The sequence below is a fragment of the Nonomuraea sp. NPDC003754 genome, assembly GCF_053605785.1.
Genome location: NZ_JBSGJX010000045.1, coordinates 56,714 through 72,788, shown reverse-complemented (window position 1 = coordinate 72,788; position 16,075 = coordinate 56,714). Strand labels below are relative to the sequence as shown.

The window sequence follows — 16,075 nt, the reverse complement described above, 5'->3', positions numbered from 1 at the left end:
AACCGCGGGTCGGCCAGCACCGCCCTGACCAGGTCGAATCCGGTGACCAGCCAGCCCTCGTGCCCGTCGGGGAAGGGGAAGCGGCTGATCGGACCATGCTCGCGCGCCTCGATCAGCTCCCTGGGCGGGTCGAAGGGACAGCCGGGCTGACGCGAGGTCGGCAGCGTGGTGACGGTGTGGAGGGATTCAGTCATGATCTTTCCTGTGTTCGCGATGGTACGTGTCGTGTGGAGCTCGAAGGATGCGTGCAGGGAATGGAGGCCGAGCCACATGCTCCGGCCCACGGTGGAGGTCGTTCGTCATCCGCCCTAGGAGATCTTGCGGCGGTAGGTGTTCATGGCGAAGCCGTACGCGACGATGAGGATGCCGACGCACCAGGCCAGGGCGATCCAGATGTCGGTGCCGACCGGCTGCTGGGTGAACAGGGCGCGGATGGCGTTGACGATGGAGGTCATCGGCTGGTTCTCGGCGAAGATGCGCACCGGGCCGGGCATGGTGCCGGTGGGCACGAAGGCCGAGCTGAGGAACGGCAGGAAGATGAGCGGGTAGGAGAACGCGCTCGCGCCTTCCATGGTCTTGGCGGACAGGCCGGGGATGACGGCGATCCAGGTCAACGCCAGGGTGAACAGGATCAGGATGCCCGCCACCGACAGCCACGCCAGCACTCCCGCCGAGGAGCGGAAGCCCATGAGCAGGGCCACGAGCATCACGACCACGAGCGAGATCAGGTTGGCGACCAGCGAGGTCAGCACGTGCGCCCACAGCACCGACGACCGCGCGGTCGGCATGGACTGGAAGCGCTCGAAGATACCGCCCTTCATGTCCATGAACAGCCGGTACGCGGTGTAGGCGATGCCCGAGGCGACCGTGATGAGCAGGATGCCGGGCAGCATGTAATTCACATACGAATCCGACCCTGTCCTGATCGCGCCGCCGAACACGTAGACGAACATCAGCATCATGGCGATCGGCATGATCGCGGTCGTGATGATGGTGTCCGGGCTGCGCGTGATGTGGCGCAGGGACCGTCCCAGCAGGACGGCGGTGTCGGTGAAGAAATGCTTGCTCATCGTTGTTCCTTATGCCTTCGTGCCGACGAGGGTGAGGAAGACGTCCTCGAGGGTCGGCTGCTTTTCGACGTATTCGACCTTGGCGGGCGGAAGCAGTTGCTTGAGCTCGGCCAGGGTGCCGTTGACGATGATCCGGCCCTCGTGGAGGATCGCGATCCGGTCGGCGAGCTGTTCGGCCTCGTCCAGGTACTGCGTGGTGAGCAGCACCGTTGTGCCGCGGCCGGCGAGTTCCTTGACGGCCTGCCAGACCTCGATGCGGGCCTGCGGGTCGAGGCCGGTGGTCGGCTCGTCGAGGAAGATGATCGGCGGGTTCCCGATGAGGCTCATCGCGATGTCCAGGCGGCGGCGCATGCCGCCGGAGTACGTCGCGACCTTCCGTCCGCCCGCGTCGGTGAGCGAGAAGCGGGCGAGCAGCTCATCCGCGATCACGCCCGGATCCTTGAGATGCCGCAGCCGGGCGACCAGCACGAGGTTCTCCCGCCCGCTGAGGATCTCGTCGACGGCGGCGAACTGCCCCGTGAGGCTGATCGATTCACGTACGTCCGCGGCCTGCGTGGCGACGTCGAAGCCGTTCACCCGTGCCGTCCCCGCGTCGGACTTGAGCAGCGTGGACAGGATCTTCACGGCCGTGGTCTTGCCCGCCCCGTTGGAGCCGAGCAGGGCGAAGATGCTGCCCCGCGCCACGGTGAAGTCCACGCCGCGCAGCACCCGCAGCTCCTTGTACGCCTTCTCCAGGCCCTGCACCTGGATCGCCGCAGCTTGCTGTGTCGTCATCAGTCCGTCCTGTCCCTTGTCGTGGTGTTCTCGCCGGCGGCGCGCTCGATGGCGCTGGTGAAGCGGTTGCGCTCCCGGGTCCTGTACTGGCCGAGGGGGTAGTTGGCCACGAACGCCTCGACGAACTCCACCGGGTCCGCGCCGAAGATGTCGCGGATCGGGGTGCCGTCCGCCGCGCCCTGCTCGAACAGCTCGGCAAGGTCGTCGTACATCGCCATCGCACCCGCGCCGTCGGCCGGCCCGAAGTGCATCAGATACCGCTCCAGCGCTTCGACCGCGATGCGGTAGTTCTCGGGAAGCTGCTTGATGCGTGCCTTGTACTGCCGGTAGCGCTTCTTCTCCTCCAGCGACCCGGTGACGATCTCCAGGTACTGCAGGTAGCGGCTCTTCGGCTCGTTTGGTCCTGTCGTCATGTCTGCTTGCCTCCCTCGTGGAGCTGTTCGAGCCGGTCGGCCAGGAAGCTCCAGGTCCGCCGGAACTCTTCGAGGTACTCCCGTCCCTGAGCGTTGAGGGAGTACACCTTGCGCGGCGGCCCCTTCTCCGACGGGACCTTCTCCACGTCGACCAGGCCGCGTTGCTCGATCCTGACCAGCAGCGCGTAGATGGTGCCCTCGGCGATGCCGGAGAAGCCCTGCTCTCGCAGCCACGCCGTGATCTCGTAGCCGTACGCGGGCCGGCCGGACAGGATCGCCAGGACGATGCCCTCCAGCGTTCCCTTGAGCATCTCCGTCACGAGCTTGCCCATGGGACACCTCCTTTCGGCTACTTCGTGACACTGACTACCGGTACAAAGTAACACTCACTACTGGTACCTAGCAATACCGAATAGCTGAGAGCAAGAAGCGTGGAGCGAGTCCGTCATCCCTCAGGCCAAGACGGGCCCCGTCGGCCCACCGGAGAGTTCGTTCGTCGCGGACGAGGCGGGAGCGCCCGCGACCACGAGTGCGCAATCACTGAACGGTTCATGGCGTCCACCATCACCGAAAGCGCTGACACGAGGCCGTTGCCGTGCTGACACGGCACCGCAGCAGCAGGCCTACTCACCGCCGGGACATCCGCCGGCCTGGCACGCCTCCCCGATGGGGGTTCGGAGGATCCTCCCCGACGTCTTCACGGATCGGGGTCCCGTTCGCCGCGCGCTGCTACGGCAGGCGCGGCCTCGGGAGGGTGTTCAGGCGCCCCCCAGCACCTCTGGGGTCCGTCCAACGGAACGGCGCCTACTCGCAGAAGACGCGCAAGTGGCCATCGGGCTGCTCGAGCTCCACGATCGCCCCTCCCGCGCCGGCCAAGGCCCGGCTTCAGCAGTTACCCGGTCCTACCGCTCTACTGCACAGCCCAGCGCCCGCCGGCGCCTTGGGTCGGCGACGGGTGTTACTTCCCGGCCGTGCCGGGTTGCCCGCTGATGGACTCCTGATAGATGTCCGCGTAGGTGCGCGAGTCCTTGACCAGGTCGTCGCAGAAGGCAGCGACGTCGTTGCCGATGAGTTCCAGGACTCCCTTGCCGGCCGCGACGCCCTCCTCGAAGAAATCGACGATCCCTGAGAGCAGGGACCCGTCAGGCAAGTCGATCGGTCCGACCTTGAAGAGGTACCTCTGAATCTCCTTGTAGACGATCTGGTAGTCCGGCGGGAGCGCCTTGACCCGGGCCGTGTGCGCCCGCCACTGCTTCTTGCCCTCGATGATCTCCTGGATGCCCACGTCAGCCTCCCAGCCGGCCCAGTTTCCTTGCGACGTTCCTGTTCAACTGCTCGCGCCACCGGTCGCGATGGCTCCGAGCCCCTTCTCCGCCGGCCAGCGCCGCACAGAAGCCCTCGATGTCGTCACCCAGCACCTCGTGAACGCTCTGCCCATCGGAGGCTGTCTCTTCGAGCAGCCCCAGAGCATTGTCGAGAATCGGCATCAGGTTGCGGCCGGTGAAGTCCGCGTAGGGAAAGAGGTGACCCTTGATCTTCTCCCACGCCGCCCGGTAGTCGGCCGGCAATGCCGCGGCCCGGGCTTCGAACGCCTTCCACTCCCTGGTGAGATCGCCGCCTGTCACGGTGTCCCAGAAGTTCATCTGCCGCCCTCCTTGAGCTTGTCGATCCGTGAGGAGACGTACTCCCATTTGGCCCAGAACCTCACGAGTTCTTCGCGCCCCGCGTCGTTGAGCGCGTAGAACTTGCGCGGCGGGCCCATCCCGGAGGGTCGTTTCGTCACCTGGACGAGCCCGTTCTTCTCCAGCCGCAGCAAGATGGTGTACACCGTCCCCTCGACGACGTCGGTGAAGCCGAGTTCGTTCAGCCGACGCGTGATGGCGTACCCGTAGGTCTCCTCGCTGCCGATGATTTCCAGCACGCAGCCCTCAAGCGTGCCCTTCAGCATCTCCGTCAGGTCGTCCATCGTGGGTCCTCTTCGGTCTCCTGGTACTTTGTAGTACCGAGTACCACTATACAGTACCACAGAGTAGTGAACCAATGCCCAGCGAGCGGCGGCAGGGATTCGAACCCGACCTCGGTCGAGGCGACCGACTGGGACCGGATCGTGGTGCTCTACGAGGCACTCGGCCGGGTCGCACCTTCGCCGGTGGCTGGAGCTGGCGGCCCGGCTGTGCGCCAACCAGCGCGAACGCTCGGTGCCGCTGCGCAAGGCGGCCACGCTGAGCTGACTTCTCCAGCTCGGCCAGCCGGGACTCAATCGGGCCCAGGATGCATGCCGCCCTACATACCCGCGATCCGGTTACAGCGGCGTTAACCGTTCCGTTCACCGCGGCGTAACCCGCCTTCGGCCACCTTGGGCTCGTGATCAGAGCCCTTTGCTCCGCCATCCTGCTGACGGCCTGCTCGATGTCCGCGCCGGCCCCGGCCGCCCCGCCGCCCCCGGTCGCCCAACTGGCCCTGCCGGTCCCGGTCGCCCGGCCGGCGCCGGCGTCCACGCCGGCCGCCGGCTGCGCCGCCATCACCGCACCACCACCGGCGCCGGCGCCGCCGACGTCGGTGAACACGCTCCGGCAGGCCTACTTCTGCGTGCTGGACAACTACTACAGCGGCCCGGCCATGGATCCGAAGGCGCTGCTGAAGAGCGCCTTCGCCGCCTACACCCAGGACCTGATGCGGCACGGCGCCGACCGGGCGGACCTCCGGCTGCCCGCCCTGACAGGCAACCGCGACACCGACTGGGACGCCGTCGCCAAGGTGCTCGGCACGGACGAGCCTGCCGCGCTACGCGCCGCGATCACCGGCATGGTCGCCGGCCTGCACGACAACCACGCCCGCTGGATCAGGCCGGCCCCGCCGCCGCCGGGCGGGCCGGCAGGAACGGGCATCGTGGGCCTGTCGGCCCTGCAGGGACCGCGGCTCGACCCCGCCGCCCGGCCGCCGCTGTACATCACCCGCGTGCTGCCCGGCAGCCCCGCCGCCAAGGCCGGCATCAGACCCGGCGACATCGTGGTCAAGGTCAACGGCGTGCCGGCGTTCGTCGGGGACACCCCGAACCAGGGCATCATCGACGCCTTCACCTCCAGCACGGTACGGCTCACGCTCAGGCGCCCCACGACGGGACGGACCCGCACCGTCGAAGTCAGGCAGGGCCCCATCACGCCACAACCCCCAACGGTGACCTCCAGGCCGCTGCCCGGCGGTGTCGCCTACGTCCACCTGCCCGGATTCTTCGAAGGCGCCGCCGACCAGGTCATCGCCAAGCTGCCGGACAAGCCGAAGGCCGTGGTCCTCGATCTGCGTGGCAACGGCGGCGGGTCACCTCGGGAGGTGACGCGGCTGCTGAGCGCGTTCGCGCACGGCAAGGTCACCAGCTACTTCTGCTCGCTCAAGGGCGACTGCGTCCCGAACCGGACCGACGACACCGTGCCGCTTCTGGGCCTGCGCCTGGTCGTCCTCACCGACCGCGCCTGCGCCTCGGCCTGCGAGGACTTCAGCGCAGCCGTCAAGGACAACGGACTGGGCACCCTCGTCGGGACCCGCACCGCCGGAGCCGTCTCAGGTCCGGCCGAGGGGTACCTTCTCGACGACGGCAGCGTCCTGCTCCTGCCCAGGTTCAGGCACCTCGGGCCCGCCCGCGAGATCATCGACACGATCGGCGTGCCGGTCGACCACCACGCCCCCATGACCGCCCTCGACCTGGCCGCCGGGCACGACCCGGGCGTGGCCAAGGCCCTTGAGCTTCTGTAGAGCCGCCCAGGGCAGGCCCCGCGACCGGGGCCGAAGGCAGTCGTCACTTCGCCGGTTCGCGGTGGGTGGCGACCTTGTCGCCGCGGCCGCTGGGCGCCCTCCTGGAGACCGTCCGACGGGAACCAGGCGTGGTGCACCCGGATCCGGTACGGCCCCTTGCGGCCGTTGAGCGCGAGGCCGGTCGGTCGGAGTGGGGAACCAGGAGGGAGCCGAGCGCCACGGCCGAGGCGAGCCCTGCCACGGCGGTCTGCGTACGTGCGGATGTGGTGCCCGGCCCGCGCGTGAAGACGCTGATCGACACGGCGCGGCCGGGTGAGGGGGTGCTCGCGGCCCTGGTGCACGCCGATGACCCGCAGCCGGTGGGCGCGGCCGAAGGCGCTGTCGGACGCCTGGGGTCAGGCGATGGTGAGCGGCCCGTCGACCAGGTACGCCGCCAGCGGACCGGTCATCTGGGACCGTGCCGGCGGATGCAGGGCCAGCCCGTTGGCGAAGGTGGCGAGGTAGCCGACCTCATCGGAGCCCGTGGAGTCGAGGTCGGCGAGCAGTTCGACCGCGCGCGGGACCATCCGGGAGAGGGCGTCCTGCACGCAGTACCGGACGTACAGCGAGTCGGCGAGCGTCGACTCGTCCGGGCCGCCGTCGTCGATCCGGCGGGCGACGCCCTCCGCGGCCGACATCGCGCCCTCGGTCTCCACCAGCAGCCGGACCCGCTCGGACTCGGGCACCCGGTTGTCGAGCAGCACCCGCTCGACCAGTGCGCTGGCGGCCCCGAGGTAGCTGCCCGTCATCAGCAGTTGGAACCAGGCGAAGCCCGCGGTCAGCAGTACGTCCAGCTGCCCGTCGAGGTCCGAGGTCCGCACCAGCAGCTCCGGCGCCACCAGTACGTCGTCGAGAGTGACCTGCTCGCTCCCCGCCCCCGCCCCGCTGACGGTCAAACCCTCGCTTTCCGCCGGCACCAGCGCCACCGCCAGTTCCTCGCCCTGGCCGTCCAAGCGGGAGACCATGACGCTGGCGGCGAGCAGGCCCATCGACCGGGCCAGACTGTAGGGGCGCGTCACCCCGTTGATCAGTACCCCGTCGGGCCCGTCCGTGGCGGTCATCGAGGGGGAGAGGATGCCGGCGTCGGGGCGCTCCTCGGCGAAGCCGTACGCCACGAGATAGTTGCCGGCAGCCAGCCCCTCGACAAGCATCGACTCCGCGCCACCGTCGTGCGCGGTGGCAAAACCGACCAGGGTGGCCATCGAGAAGTGGTGCATGGTGGTGGCCACGGCCAGTGACGGTGTCCTGCTACCCAGTGCGCGCTGCACCCGCAGGGCGTCCAGGGCGGTGGCGCCCCGCCCCTGCTGGGAGATCGGCGCCAGCAGCCCGGGGCCGCCGCCGTCGCGGAAGAGCTGGATGCCGGGGCTACTCGGATCCTCCAGCTCCATGAGGGGTAACGCCCGCAGGCTCTCGTCCAACCCCGGCAGCAGCTTCGCCACGGTGGCGCGTTCCCGCTCCAGAAATCGCATGTCCTCCCCTATTCGTCCGGGACGACCACCCCGGTCGGTGGCCCAGGCCGACTCACCGCGCCCGAGGTGGCGCGGCAGCCGCCACACCGCCCCGGAAGCCAATGTACTTCGGCAGTACCGCGTGCGGGCGGCCCTTGAACCACACGCGCAGCGGCACGTCGGCGGACGCGGTCGGCCTCGCGGCGTCCGCCTCGGAGGTGGAGGTTCCCGAGCTTCTTCGCACCGCGCTCGGTCCGTGCCGGTGACCGGCGCCACGGAACCGTCGCCGGGCGCGAGGAGACCGACCACCTCGTGGCCTGTCGGCAAACGTCCCGGTGCCGGTACGCGTAGCCGGGTGTGCGGGTCAGAATCCCCGACGGGCAGCTGGGGCACGCCTTCGTCCCACCCCTTGATCACTCTGCCGACGCCGATCTGCGTCACGAACGGGCCCCACGATCGCGGGAGGAATCAAACTTCGTGCCGTCCTCGAGATTCCCGACGTAGTGAATCGCCACCTCGCCCCCTCACTGGAGGAAGTCTCGCCGTCTCCCGGCGACAGGCGTGCTGTCGTGACCCCCATACGTGCCGTCTTCCGCTGGATGATTCTCACGCAGCTCGGCGAGGCCGCTGGGATCAGCGCCAGTCCGCCCGGGAGCGCCGGCGGCGCCTCACCCCTGAACAGCTCGGCGGGCGGGGGCACGGGCCGGCGGCCGGGGCGGCGGTGCAGCCGTCGTCACGCCGACCGTCGCGGCGCCGGGCTCAGTACGGCAGGAGCCGGGCGAATCGAGGGGTGAACGGCGGCGGCCGCGTGTGACCATGGGGAGATGGACGGCACGATGACGGCCTGGGTGGTGCGGCGTCCAGGCCCCATGGCGACAGCGCCGCTGGAGAAGGTACGCCTGCCCGTGCCCGAGCCGGCCGCGGGCGAGGTGCTCATCCGGGTCGAGGTGTGCGCCGTCTGCCGTACCGACCTGCACCTGGCCGAAGGCGACCTGCCGCCGCGCCGCCCCGGGACGGTCCCGGGGCACGAGGTGGTCGGCCGGGTCGCCGGCCGCGGTCCTGGCGCCGACCTGCTCGCCGACGGCACGCGCGTGGGCGTCGCGTGGCTGCGGGCCACCTGCGGCACGTGCTGCTACTGCGCGCGCGGCGCGGAGAACCTGTGCCCGTTCTCCCGCTACACCGGCTGGGACGCCGACGGCGGCTACGCCGAGTACCTGGTCGCGCCGCAGGACTTCGTCTACCCGCTGCCCGGCGACCAGCCCGCCGACGCGCTCGCGCCGCTGCTGTGCGCGGGCATCATCGGCTACCGGGCGCTGCTACGGGCCGAACTGCCGCCGGGCGGGCGGCTCGGCGTGTACGGCTTCGGCGCCTCCGCCCACCTCACCACGCAGGTCGCCCTCGCCCAGGGGGCCACGGTGCACGTGATGACCCGCGCGGAGTCGGCCCGGCAACTCGCCCTGGAGCTCGGCGCCACCTCCGCGGGTCCCGCCTACGCCGCTCCCCCGGAGCCGCTGGACGCCGCCATCCTGTTCGCCCCGGTCGGCGATCTGGTGCCCGGGGCGCTGGCGGCCCTGGACCGCGGCGGCACCCTGGCCGTCGCCGGGATCCACCTGTCCGACATCCCGCCGCTGGTCTACCAGGACCACCTGTTCCAGGAGCGCACGCTGCGCAGCGTCACCGCCAACACCCGCGAGGACGGGCGCGCCCTGCTGGAGTTCGCCAGCCGGCATCCGCTGCGCGTCACCACCGTCCCCTACGGGCTCGACGAGGCCGACCGCGCCCTGTCGGACCTGGCGGCCGATCGGGTGACCGGCGCCGCCGTCCTCCAGGTCGGCGCGTAGTCATCCTCCGGGGCGACACGACCGGAGGGCGACGGCTGGTCGGTTCGACCGACGAGACAAGCCGAGAAAGCGAATGCGACCCGGGCCGCGGCGATGACCTGCCGGGGCCCGGGCCGCTTCGGTCAACCGAGTGTGCGGCCGGCGTGATCCCCGCTGACCGGTTCGAGGACGAATACCGGGATCTGGCGGTCGGTCTTGCGCTGGTAGTCGGCATAGTCCGGGTACGCGGCCACCGCCCGGCGCCACCATTGGGCCTTCTCCTCGCCGAACACCTCGCGCGCCCGGTACTCCCCGGTCGCCGTGCCGTCCTGGAGCTCGACGACCGGCTCGACGACCAGGCTGGCGTACCACTGCGGGTTGGCCGGCGCGCCGCCCTTGGACGCGACGGCCGCGTAGCGCCCCTCGTGCTCGACACGCATCAGCGGCGTCTTGCGGACCTTGCCGGTCTTGGCGCCTCGGTAGGTCATCAGCACGGTGGGCAGGCCACGGATGGTGACGCCGTCGGTCGTGCCGGTGCGCATGATCTGCTCGACGTGCTCGCGGACCCACGCCGACGAGCTCGGCTCGTAGTCGCCGGTCAACGCCATGCTCCGAGCAACGCGCCTGGCCGCGATCTCGCGACCGGACCGTGCCGGCGGCCTGGTGTCCACGTTGCCGGTCAAGGTCCTGAGGATGCCGGGCAGGTCTGCCACCGTTTGGGCGGGCAGGCCGGCCACGGTCTCCTCGGCCAGAGCGCACCACAGCTGCTTGACCTGGCCGGCCAGCGCCTTGCCGCTGTCGGTGAGTTCGACGATGCTGGCGCGCTTGTCGGAGGGGGCGGGTACGCGGCGGATGTGGCCGGCGGCTTCGAGCTTGCGCGTCATGAGCGTGACGCTGGGCGGCTCGCAGCCGAGCGCCTCGCTGAGCTGCGCCTGGATCATCGGGCCGGTCCGGTCGAGTTCGAGAAGGAGCGCCTCCTGGCCGGGGTGCAGGCCGAGCGGGGCCAGCAGCGCGGCGGCCCTGGCCCGGTGGCGCAGGCTCAGCAGGCGGATGGCCTGGTTGAGGGTGTCGGCTTGCTCGAAGTCCATGGGCTCTCCTTGACAGATTAGTTATGCAGATAACATTATCCGCATAACTAATCCTATGCGACATCGAGGGAGCCGACATGTCCGTGAAGGTCGCCGTCATCTACTACAGCGCGACAGGCACTGTGCACGCACTCGCGCAGGCCGTCGCCGAGGGCGCCGCCTCGGCCGGAGCCGAGGTGCGGCTGCGGCGGGTCGCCGAGCTGGCGCCCGACAGCGCGATCGAGCAGAACCCGCTGTGGCGGCAGCACGCCGACGCCGCCGCGTCGATCACCCAGGCCTCGGTCGAGGACCTGGCGTGGGCCGACGCGTTCGCGTTCGGGACGCCGACCCGGTTCGGCGCGCCCGCCGCGCAGCTGAAGCAGTTCATCGACCAGGCCGGCGGGCTGTGGCGGGAAGGGAAACTGGCCGACAAGCCGGTGACGGCCTTCACCTCGGCGTTCAACCGGCACGGCGGCAGCGAGGCCACGATCTTGTCGCTGGGCAACGTGTTCTACCACTGGGGTGCGCTGATCGTCCCGCCCGGCTTCACCGATCCGGTCGTGTACGCCGCCGGCGGCAATCCCTACGGCACGTCGTACGTGACCGGCCCGACCGGAGACGGCCCAGACGCCGCGGCGCTCGAAGCGGCCAGGTACCAGGGGCGGCGGTTGGCCCAGATCACCATCCGGCTGCAGGAGGACGGTCGCGTCACCGATGCCGACGGCAACGCCCCCGCACCCCTGGCCACGGCAGCCTCCCGGACCGCGTGAGCGGCGGGATCGGCAAGGAGGAAGTCATGACAAGCACCAGCACCGCATCTCAGCGGGCCAGGTCGCACGCCGGCCTCGCCTGGTTGATCCTGTCGCTGGCATGCGCCTGCCAGTTCATGGTCATCCTGGACGCGTCCATCGTCAACGTCGCCCTGCCCTCGATCCGCGAGGAACTCGGCTTCACGCCCACCGGCCTGGCCTGGGTGGTCAACGGCTACCTGCTCACTTTCGCCGGCTTCATGTTGCTGGGTGGCCGCGCCGCCGACCTGTTCGGCCCGCGCCGCATACTGATCATCGGGCTGTTGTTGTTCTCCGCCTCGAGTCTGGCCGGCGGCCTGGCGACCACTCCGGAGATCCTGGTGGCGGCCCGCGTGGTCCAGGGCATGGGAGCCGCCATGATGGCCCCGGCGACACTGGCCGTGATCAACACCACCTTCACCGAGCCGCACGCGCGGGCCAAGGCGTTCGGCGCATGGTCCGCCTCGGGCGGTGTGGGCGGGATGGCCGGCGCGGTCGCGGGCGGCGCCATCACAACCGGACTGTCGTGGCGGTGGGTCTTCCTCATCAACGTGCCGATCGGCGCGGTGCTGATCGGCGTGGCCGTGATGTCGCTGGCCGGCATGCGAACCGGCCGGCGCGAACCGCTCGACCTGGCCGGCGCGCTCACGGGGACGGCCGGGCTGGCCGCGCTCATCTACGGGGTCATGCAGAGCGCCGATCACGGCTGGACCTCCCCGCTGGTCGTCGGGCCAGTGGGGGCGGGCCTGCTCCTGCTCGTCGTCTTCACCGTGGTGGAGGCGCGTCTCGCCGGCCGGCCCATGGTGCCCCTGCGACTGTTCAAGATCCGGGGAGTGGCCGTCGGCAACGGCATGCTCCTGCTGTTCGGCGGAATCGCCATCGCGATGTGGTACTTTTCCTCGCTCTTCCTGCAGAACGTCCTCGGCTTCAGCGCGCTTCAAGCCGGGCTCGGGCAGACACCCGCGGCGGTGACGTTCATGGTGATCGCGCGATGGGCCGCCGCCCTGCTGCCGCGAACCGGCGTGCGCCCGCTGGTGCTGGCCGGCAGCGCCTGTTTCCTGACCGGGTTCGGCTGGTTCTCCCTGGCCAACGCCGACAGCGGCTACGTCACGAGCGTGCTCGGGCCCACGCTGCTCATCGCGGTCGGCATCGGGCTGACCTTCCCCACCCTCATGGCCGCGGCGACCGCCGACGTTCCCGAGGGCGACGCGGGGATCATCGGCGGCCTGGCCAACACCGCCAGCCAGGTAGGCGGGTCGATCGGCCTGGCGGTGCTCGCGACGGTCGCCGGCACCCGAGCCGCGTCGGAGACCGACGCGAGCTCGCCGGCCGCCGCCCTCGCCGCCGGCTACGACCTGGTCTTCCTCATGGCGGCCGGGCTCGGCCTGGCCATCGCGGTGGTCAGCTTGCTGCTGCCGCGGCACCGGCGCGGCTGACCGCCGGCGACGCCTCACCTGAGTGGTACCGACTCGGCTGCACCACCGTGGTGCGGTCGTGAGGAGGAAGTCAGACGGAGGGCTTGCGGAACTGTTCGATCAGCGCCGCGTAACCGTCGTCGGCGTGGCCGTCGGCTGCCGCACGTTCGGCCAGTGCCAGGAAGAGATTCGGCAACTCGGAGTTGACACCGAGGGCCTCGGTCTCCTGGATCAGGTGCTCCATCCCGCCCATGTGGACGGCGACGGTGGCGTCGGTGGCCGGGTAGCCGCCCTCGTCGATCTGCTGCGCGTACGCGGAAACGTAGTCGGTCGTCACCTTGATCGCGGTGTTGGCCAGGGCCGCGAAAGTCGTCGCCTTGACGTTCGCGGTGCCCAGCAGCGCGGCACCCTGCAGGAATCCGTTCAGGACCCCCCACATGATGCTCAGGACGGACATGTCGTACAGGGCAGACAGGCCGTGGTCCTCATCGAGGTAGACGGTCCCGGTCTCGCCGAGCGCCTGCAGGGTGGCCTGGTGCTCCTCGAAGGCGGCCTTCGAGCCGGAGTACAACAGCGTGGCCTCGGCGGTGCCGATGGCCTGGGGAAGGCCGAGGATCGCCCCGTCGAGGTAGGCGCTGTCGTTCTCGGCCGCCCACGCGGCGGTTTCGCGCGCTTGGGTGGAACTGGCCGTGGTCAGGTTGACGAGGGTACGGCCGGCGAGCGAGCCGCCGACCGGGTCCAGCAACCGGTGCACGGCGTCGTAGTCCGAGACGCAGACGACGAGTGGGCTCGCCTCGACCGCGCTCTTGACCGAGCCGGCCAGGGTGGCGCCCCTGGCGACGAGATCGTCAGCCTTGTCCGCCGAGCGGTTCCAGACGGTGGTCGGGTGACCGTTCTTCAGGAAGGCCTCGGCCAGCGCGTGGCCCATCAGTCCCAGGCCGACGACGGTGACCGGCGCTTGTGCGGCGGAACGGGGGGACATATGTGCTCCTGCGTGTCTCATGCGGCGTCCGCCGCGACGGGTGTGGTCGCCGTGGCCGTCCGGACGGCTCGGCCGGACATGTCGGTGACGTGGTCCTCGGACCGGTTGGGCGCTCGGCCGTCGCGGCGAGGCGGCCAGGCGGCGGTCCAGCCGTACCGGGGCCGCCTCATGTGAAGAACCCGACGATGCTGCGGATGCGGCCACCGGCGAACTCGACGACGTCGTAGCCGGTGGCGACCGTGCCGAGCTTCCAGCTGAACAGCGCGCGGTCGTGGTGGGCGCCGACCACGGTGTCGAGGGTGAACCTCAGGTCGCCGAGCTTCTCCCGGGCACGGCCGATCTCCTCGGACAGTTCGGCGTGCCCACGCAGGCCCGCGTTGTCGGGGTCGGCGTAGAGGGAGTCCTCGGTGAGGACGGACTTCATCAGTGTCATCCGGGTGGCGGCGTCCGGCTCGTTCCAGATGTCGAGGTAGGCGCGGATCACATCGATGGCGCTCACCAGCTGGCTCCTTCCGACGTGGATGTTGCTGTGGTTGCGGGGAGGGCCTGAGGACGATCAGGCCACAGGCGACGGTCAAGGACGGCCGTGACGGGGTCGCTTTCTCTACAAGCCGTCTTGTTTCTACACGCCGTTCAATTGGCCGCACGACGTAGATTAATCCAACCCAGTAGACTGTCAAGCGTGAGCGACCAGACGATGAGCCGCCGCGACCGGCTACGTGCCCAGACCAGCGCCGAGATCAAGGCGATCGCCATGAAGCTCATGGCGGACGGCGGCCCGGACGCCATCTCGCTACGCGCGATCGCCCGCGAGATGGGCATGACGGCCGGCGCGATCTACAGCTACTTCGCCACCCGCGATGATCTGATCACGACGCTCATCGGCGACGTCTACACCTCGGCGGTCGACGCCGCCGAGGCCGCCCGCGACGCGGTGCCGGAGACCGATCCGGGCGGCCGGATCCTGGCCTGGGCCCAAGCCATGCGGGAGTGGGCGCTGGCCAACCCCGAAGGTTTCCGGCTGATCTACGGCGACCCCGTGCCCGGCTACCGTCCGCCCGACGACGGCCCCGGCAGGCAAGCCGAGGCGCGTGCCTGCAGCGGACTGGTCGGCCTCGTCGCCGCCGCCTGGCCGACGGTCCAGGCGCGCCAACCCGAGGAGGGCGCCTACGACTGGGCGGATTTCGACCCAGAGCTGGTAGCCCATGTCCGGAAGGACTTTCCGGACCTGCCGCCGGCAGGCATCGCGATGACGCTGAGGGTGTGGGGCCGCATGCACGGGCTCATGGCCCTGGAGATCTACGGGCACCTCCGCACCGCCATCCACGACCCGGCCAGTGTCCACCGCGACGAGATGCACGACCTCATCGCCTCGCTCGGCCTCGTGTCCTGAGCGCAGCCCACCATCGGCGCCGACCGCCGCCGGCCTCGCCCTCTCGCAGCACGATCGCCCCACTGGGCCTCATCTCGCCGCCCGGGCCGGCGGCCGGCGCCCGCGCTGCCACCGTCCCGGCCACCGCCGTACTGCTCGCCCCTGCGGAAGTCGTGCGGCCGTCACGAGTGAACGGGACGGGACGTCCACCGCGCTCGACCGGTGATCCCCCCTGCGAGGTAGGTCCTCCCCCGCACGGGGGACGACGGCCGGCGATCGCCCCGGCAGAGTGGCGGGGTGACTGAGGAGCCGCGCACAGATGCCATCGCCTGATCTGCCGCCGTCCAAGGGCCAAGAGGTCCAGCGAACGTTCAACAGGATCACGGACTACTACGACCGGATGAATCGCCTCATGACGCTGGGGCGACATGCCGCCTGGTGTCGTGACGTCGCAGTGCGTACGAAGGTCCCTCCAGGTGGAAGCGTGCTCGATGTCGCCACCGGAACCGGCGTCATCGCTCTGGCCGCACTGGAGAAGTATCCGAACGCGACCATCCATGCCGTCGATTTCTCCGAGCGGATGCTGACGGAAGCGGCACGCAAACCGGGGGCCTCGGCCATCAGGTGGCAGCACGCGGATGCGAACGATCTGCCCTTCGGCGACGAGTCCTTCGACGCCGTCACGCATGGCTACCTCCTCCGCAATGTCGCGGATGCCGAGCGCGTGCTCCAAGAGCAGTACCGGGTGCTCAAACCCGGAGGCCGGGTCGTCATTCTGGAGACCTGCCCGCCACGAGGACCACTCCGTTACCCGGTGACTCTGGGTGTTCGTGTGCTGATCCCCCTGCTCGGCCAGCTGATCGCCCGCGATCGTGAGTCGTACGCATACCTGCAGGAGTCCACACTCGGGTTCATGACTCCGCAACAGGTCGTCGCGATCCTTCGCCGAGTCGGGTTCGCCTCCATCGCGTGGAAGAAGAAGTTCTTCGGCACCCAGATGATCATCACGGCCCGGAAACAGTAGCCGCCGGAGGATCTCGCCGATCTTCCGCTCGATCGGGCCGGCCGAGATGGTCCTTGGTCCGGACAGGCGTGGGGGGCACACCGCGGCCTGCGGGGCCACCAGGGGCGGGTCCG

The 16,075-nt window shown here is 70.0% G+C and carries 18 protein-coding genes and 1 pseudogene; 6 read left to right on the top strand and 13 right to left on the bottom strand.

Going from position 1 to position 16,075, the window contains the following annotated elements:
• The 8 genes and pseudogenes from ACWEVS_RS38125 to ACWEVS_RS38090 form a co-directional block, all read right to left on the bottom strand.
• Positions 1-194: pseudogene (locus ACWEVS_RS38125) on the bottom strand (cytochrome P450); the annotation flags it as partial.
• Between the two features lie 114 nt (positions 195-308).
• Positions 309-1,070, bottom strand: a complete 762-nt coding sequence (locus ACWEVS_RS38120; protein ID WP_452555588.1) for an ABC transporter permease — start codon at positions 1,068-1,070, stop codon at positions 309-311.
• A 9-nt stretch (positions 1,071-1,079) separates the two neighbouring features.
• On the bottom strand, positions 1,080-1,844 hold the full coding sequence (locus ACWEVS_RS38115; protein WP_452555586.1) for an ABC transporter ATP-binding protein: 765 nt from the start codon (positions 1,842-1,844) through the stop codon (positions 1,080-1,082).
• On the bottom strand, positions 1,844-2,257 hold the full coding sequence (locus ACWEVS_RS38110; RefSeq protein ID WP_452555584.1) for a DUF1048 domain-containing protein: 414 nt from the start codon (positions 2,255-2,257) through the stop codon (positions 1,844-1,846). The genes ACWEVS_RS38115 and ACWEVS_RS38110 overlap by 1 nt, the downstream gene beginning before the upstream one ends.
• Positions 2,254-2,589 (bottom strand): PadR family transcriptional regulator, encoded by a 336-nt coding sequence (locus ACWEVS_RS38105; protein WP_449930962.1) that lies wholly within the window; start codon positions 2,587-2,589, stop codon positions 2,254-2,256. The genes ACWEVS_RS38110 and ACWEVS_RS38105 overlap by 4 nt, the downstream gene beginning before the upstream one ends.
• 626 nt (positions 2,590-3,215) lie before the next feature.
• Positions 3,216-3,542, bottom strand: coding sequence for a DUF1048 domain-containing protein (locus ACWEVS_RS38100; RefSeq protein WP_452555582.1), 327 nt, complete (start codon positions 3,540-3,542; stop codon positions 3,216-3,218).
• A 1-nt stretch (position 3,543) separates the two neighbouring features.
• Positions 3,544-3,900: a DUF1048 domain-containing protein gene (locus ACWEVS_RS38095; RefSeq protein WP_452555580.1), complete on the bottom strand. Its 357-nt coding sequence runs from the start codon at positions 3,898-3,900 to the stop codon at positions 3,544-3,546.
• Entirely contained in the window at positions 3,897-4,223 is a 327-nt protein-coding gene (locus ACWEVS_RS38090; RefSeq protein ID WP_449930968.1) for a PadR family transcriptional regulator, read from the bottom strand. The genes ACWEVS_RS38095 and ACWEVS_RS38090 overlap by 4 nt, the downstream gene beginning before the upstream one ends.
• Positions 4,224-4,621: 398 nt before the next feature.
• Between ACWEVS_RS38090 and ACWEVS_RS38085 the strand changes: the two genes are divergently transcribed.
• Positions 4,622-6,007 carry a S41 family peptidase gene (locus ACWEVS_RS38085; RefSeq protein WP_452555578.1) on the top strand — a complete coding sequence of 462 codons (1,386 nt, stop codon included), beginning with the start codon at positions 4,622-4,624 and terminating at the stop codon, positions 6,005-6,007.
• Between the two features lie 395 nt (positions 6,008-6,402).
• Here ACWEVS_RS38085 and ACWEVS_RS38080 read toward each other — a convergent pair whose 3' ends face one another.
• Positions 6,403-7,515, bottom strand: coding sequence for a hypothetical protein (locus tag ACWEVS_RS38080; RefSeq protein ID WP_452555576.1), 1,113 nt, complete (start codon positions 7,513-7,515; stop codon positions 6,403-6,405).
• 416 nt (positions 7,516-7,931) lie between these two features.
• Positions 7,932-8,009, bottom strand: a complete 78-nt coding sequence (locus ACWEVS_RS38075) for an FKBP-type peptidyl-prolyl cis-trans isomerase (protein ID WP_449931080.1) — start codon at positions 8,007-8,009, stop codon at positions 7,932-7,934.
• Positions 8,010-8,318: 309 nt separating this feature from the next.
• Between ACWEVS_RS38075 and ACWEVS_RS38070 the strand changes: the two genes are divergently transcribed.
• The gene (locus ACWEVS_RS38070; protein WP_452555574.1) at positions 8,319-9,335 is read left to right on the top strand and encodes a zinc-binding alcohol dehydrogenase family protein; all 1,017 of its coding nucleotides are present in this window, start codon (positions 8,319-8,321) and stop codon (positions 9,333-9,335) included.
• A 122-nt stretch (positions 9,336-9,457) separates the two neighbouring features.
• Here ACWEVS_RS38070 and ACWEVS_RS38065 read toward each other — a convergent pair whose 3' ends face one another.
• Complete coding sequence (locus ACWEVS_RS38065; RefSeq protein WP_452555572.1) at positions 9,458-10,402, bottom strand: nitroreductase/quinone reductase family protein; 945 nt, start codon at positions 10,400-10,402, stop codon at positions 9,458-9,460.
• Positions 10,403-10,479: 77 nt separating this feature from the next.
• Here ACWEVS_RS38065 and wrbA point away from each other — a divergent pair, with 77 nt between their 5' ends.
• Positions 10,480-11,151 (top strand): NAD(P)H:quinone oxidoreductase, encoded by a 672-nt coding sequence (gene wrbA, locus ACWEVS_RS38060; protein ID WP_452419460.1) that lies wholly within the window; start codon positions 10,480-10,482, stop codon positions 11,149-11,151.
• A 26-nt stretch (positions 11,152-11,177) separates the two neighbouring features.
• Positions 11,178-12,605 carry an MFS transporter gene (locus tag ACWEVS_RS38055; RefSeq protein WP_449930979.1) on the top strand — a complete coding sequence of 476 codons (1,428 nt, stop codon included), beginning with the start codon at positions 11,178-11,180 and terminating at the stop codon, positions 12,603-12,605.
• Between the two features lie 70 nt (positions 12,606-12,675).
• Here the strand turns inward: ACWEVS_RS38055 and ACWEVS_RS38050 are convergent, their stop codons facing one another.
• Together ACWEVS_RS38050 and ACWEVS_RS38045 are read right to left on the bottom strand one after the other, a co-directional pair.
• Positions 12,676-13,566 (bottom strand): NAD(P)-dependent oxidoreductase, encoded by an 891-nt coding sequence (locus ACWEVS_RS38050; protein WP_452555570.1) that lies wholly within the window; start codon positions 13,564-13,566, stop codon positions 12,676-12,678.
• Positions 13,567-13,732: 166 nt separating this feature from the next.
• Positions 13,733-14,065, bottom strand: a complete 333-nt coding sequence (locus tag ACWEVS_RS38045) for a nuclear transport factor 2 family protein (RefSeq protein ID WP_452555568.1) — start codon at positions 14,063-14,065, stop codon at positions 13,733-13,735.
• Positions 14,066-14,248: 183 nt separating this feature from the next.
• Between ACWEVS_RS38045 and ACWEVS_RS38040 the strand changes: the two genes are divergently transcribed.
• Entirely contained in the window at positions 14,249-14,959 is a 711-nt protein-coding gene (locus ACWEVS_RS38040) for a TetR/AcrR family transcriptional regulator (protein ID WP_449930985.1), read from the top strand.
• A gap of 298 nt (positions 14,960-15,257) precedes the next feature.
• Positions 15,258-15,962, top strand: coding sequence for a ubiquinone/menaquinone biosynthesis methyltransferase (locus tag ACWEVS_RS38035; protein WP_452555566.1), 705 nt, complete (start codon positions 15,258-15,260; stop codon positions 15,960-15,962).
• Positions 15,963-16,075: the final 113 nt, after the last annotated feature.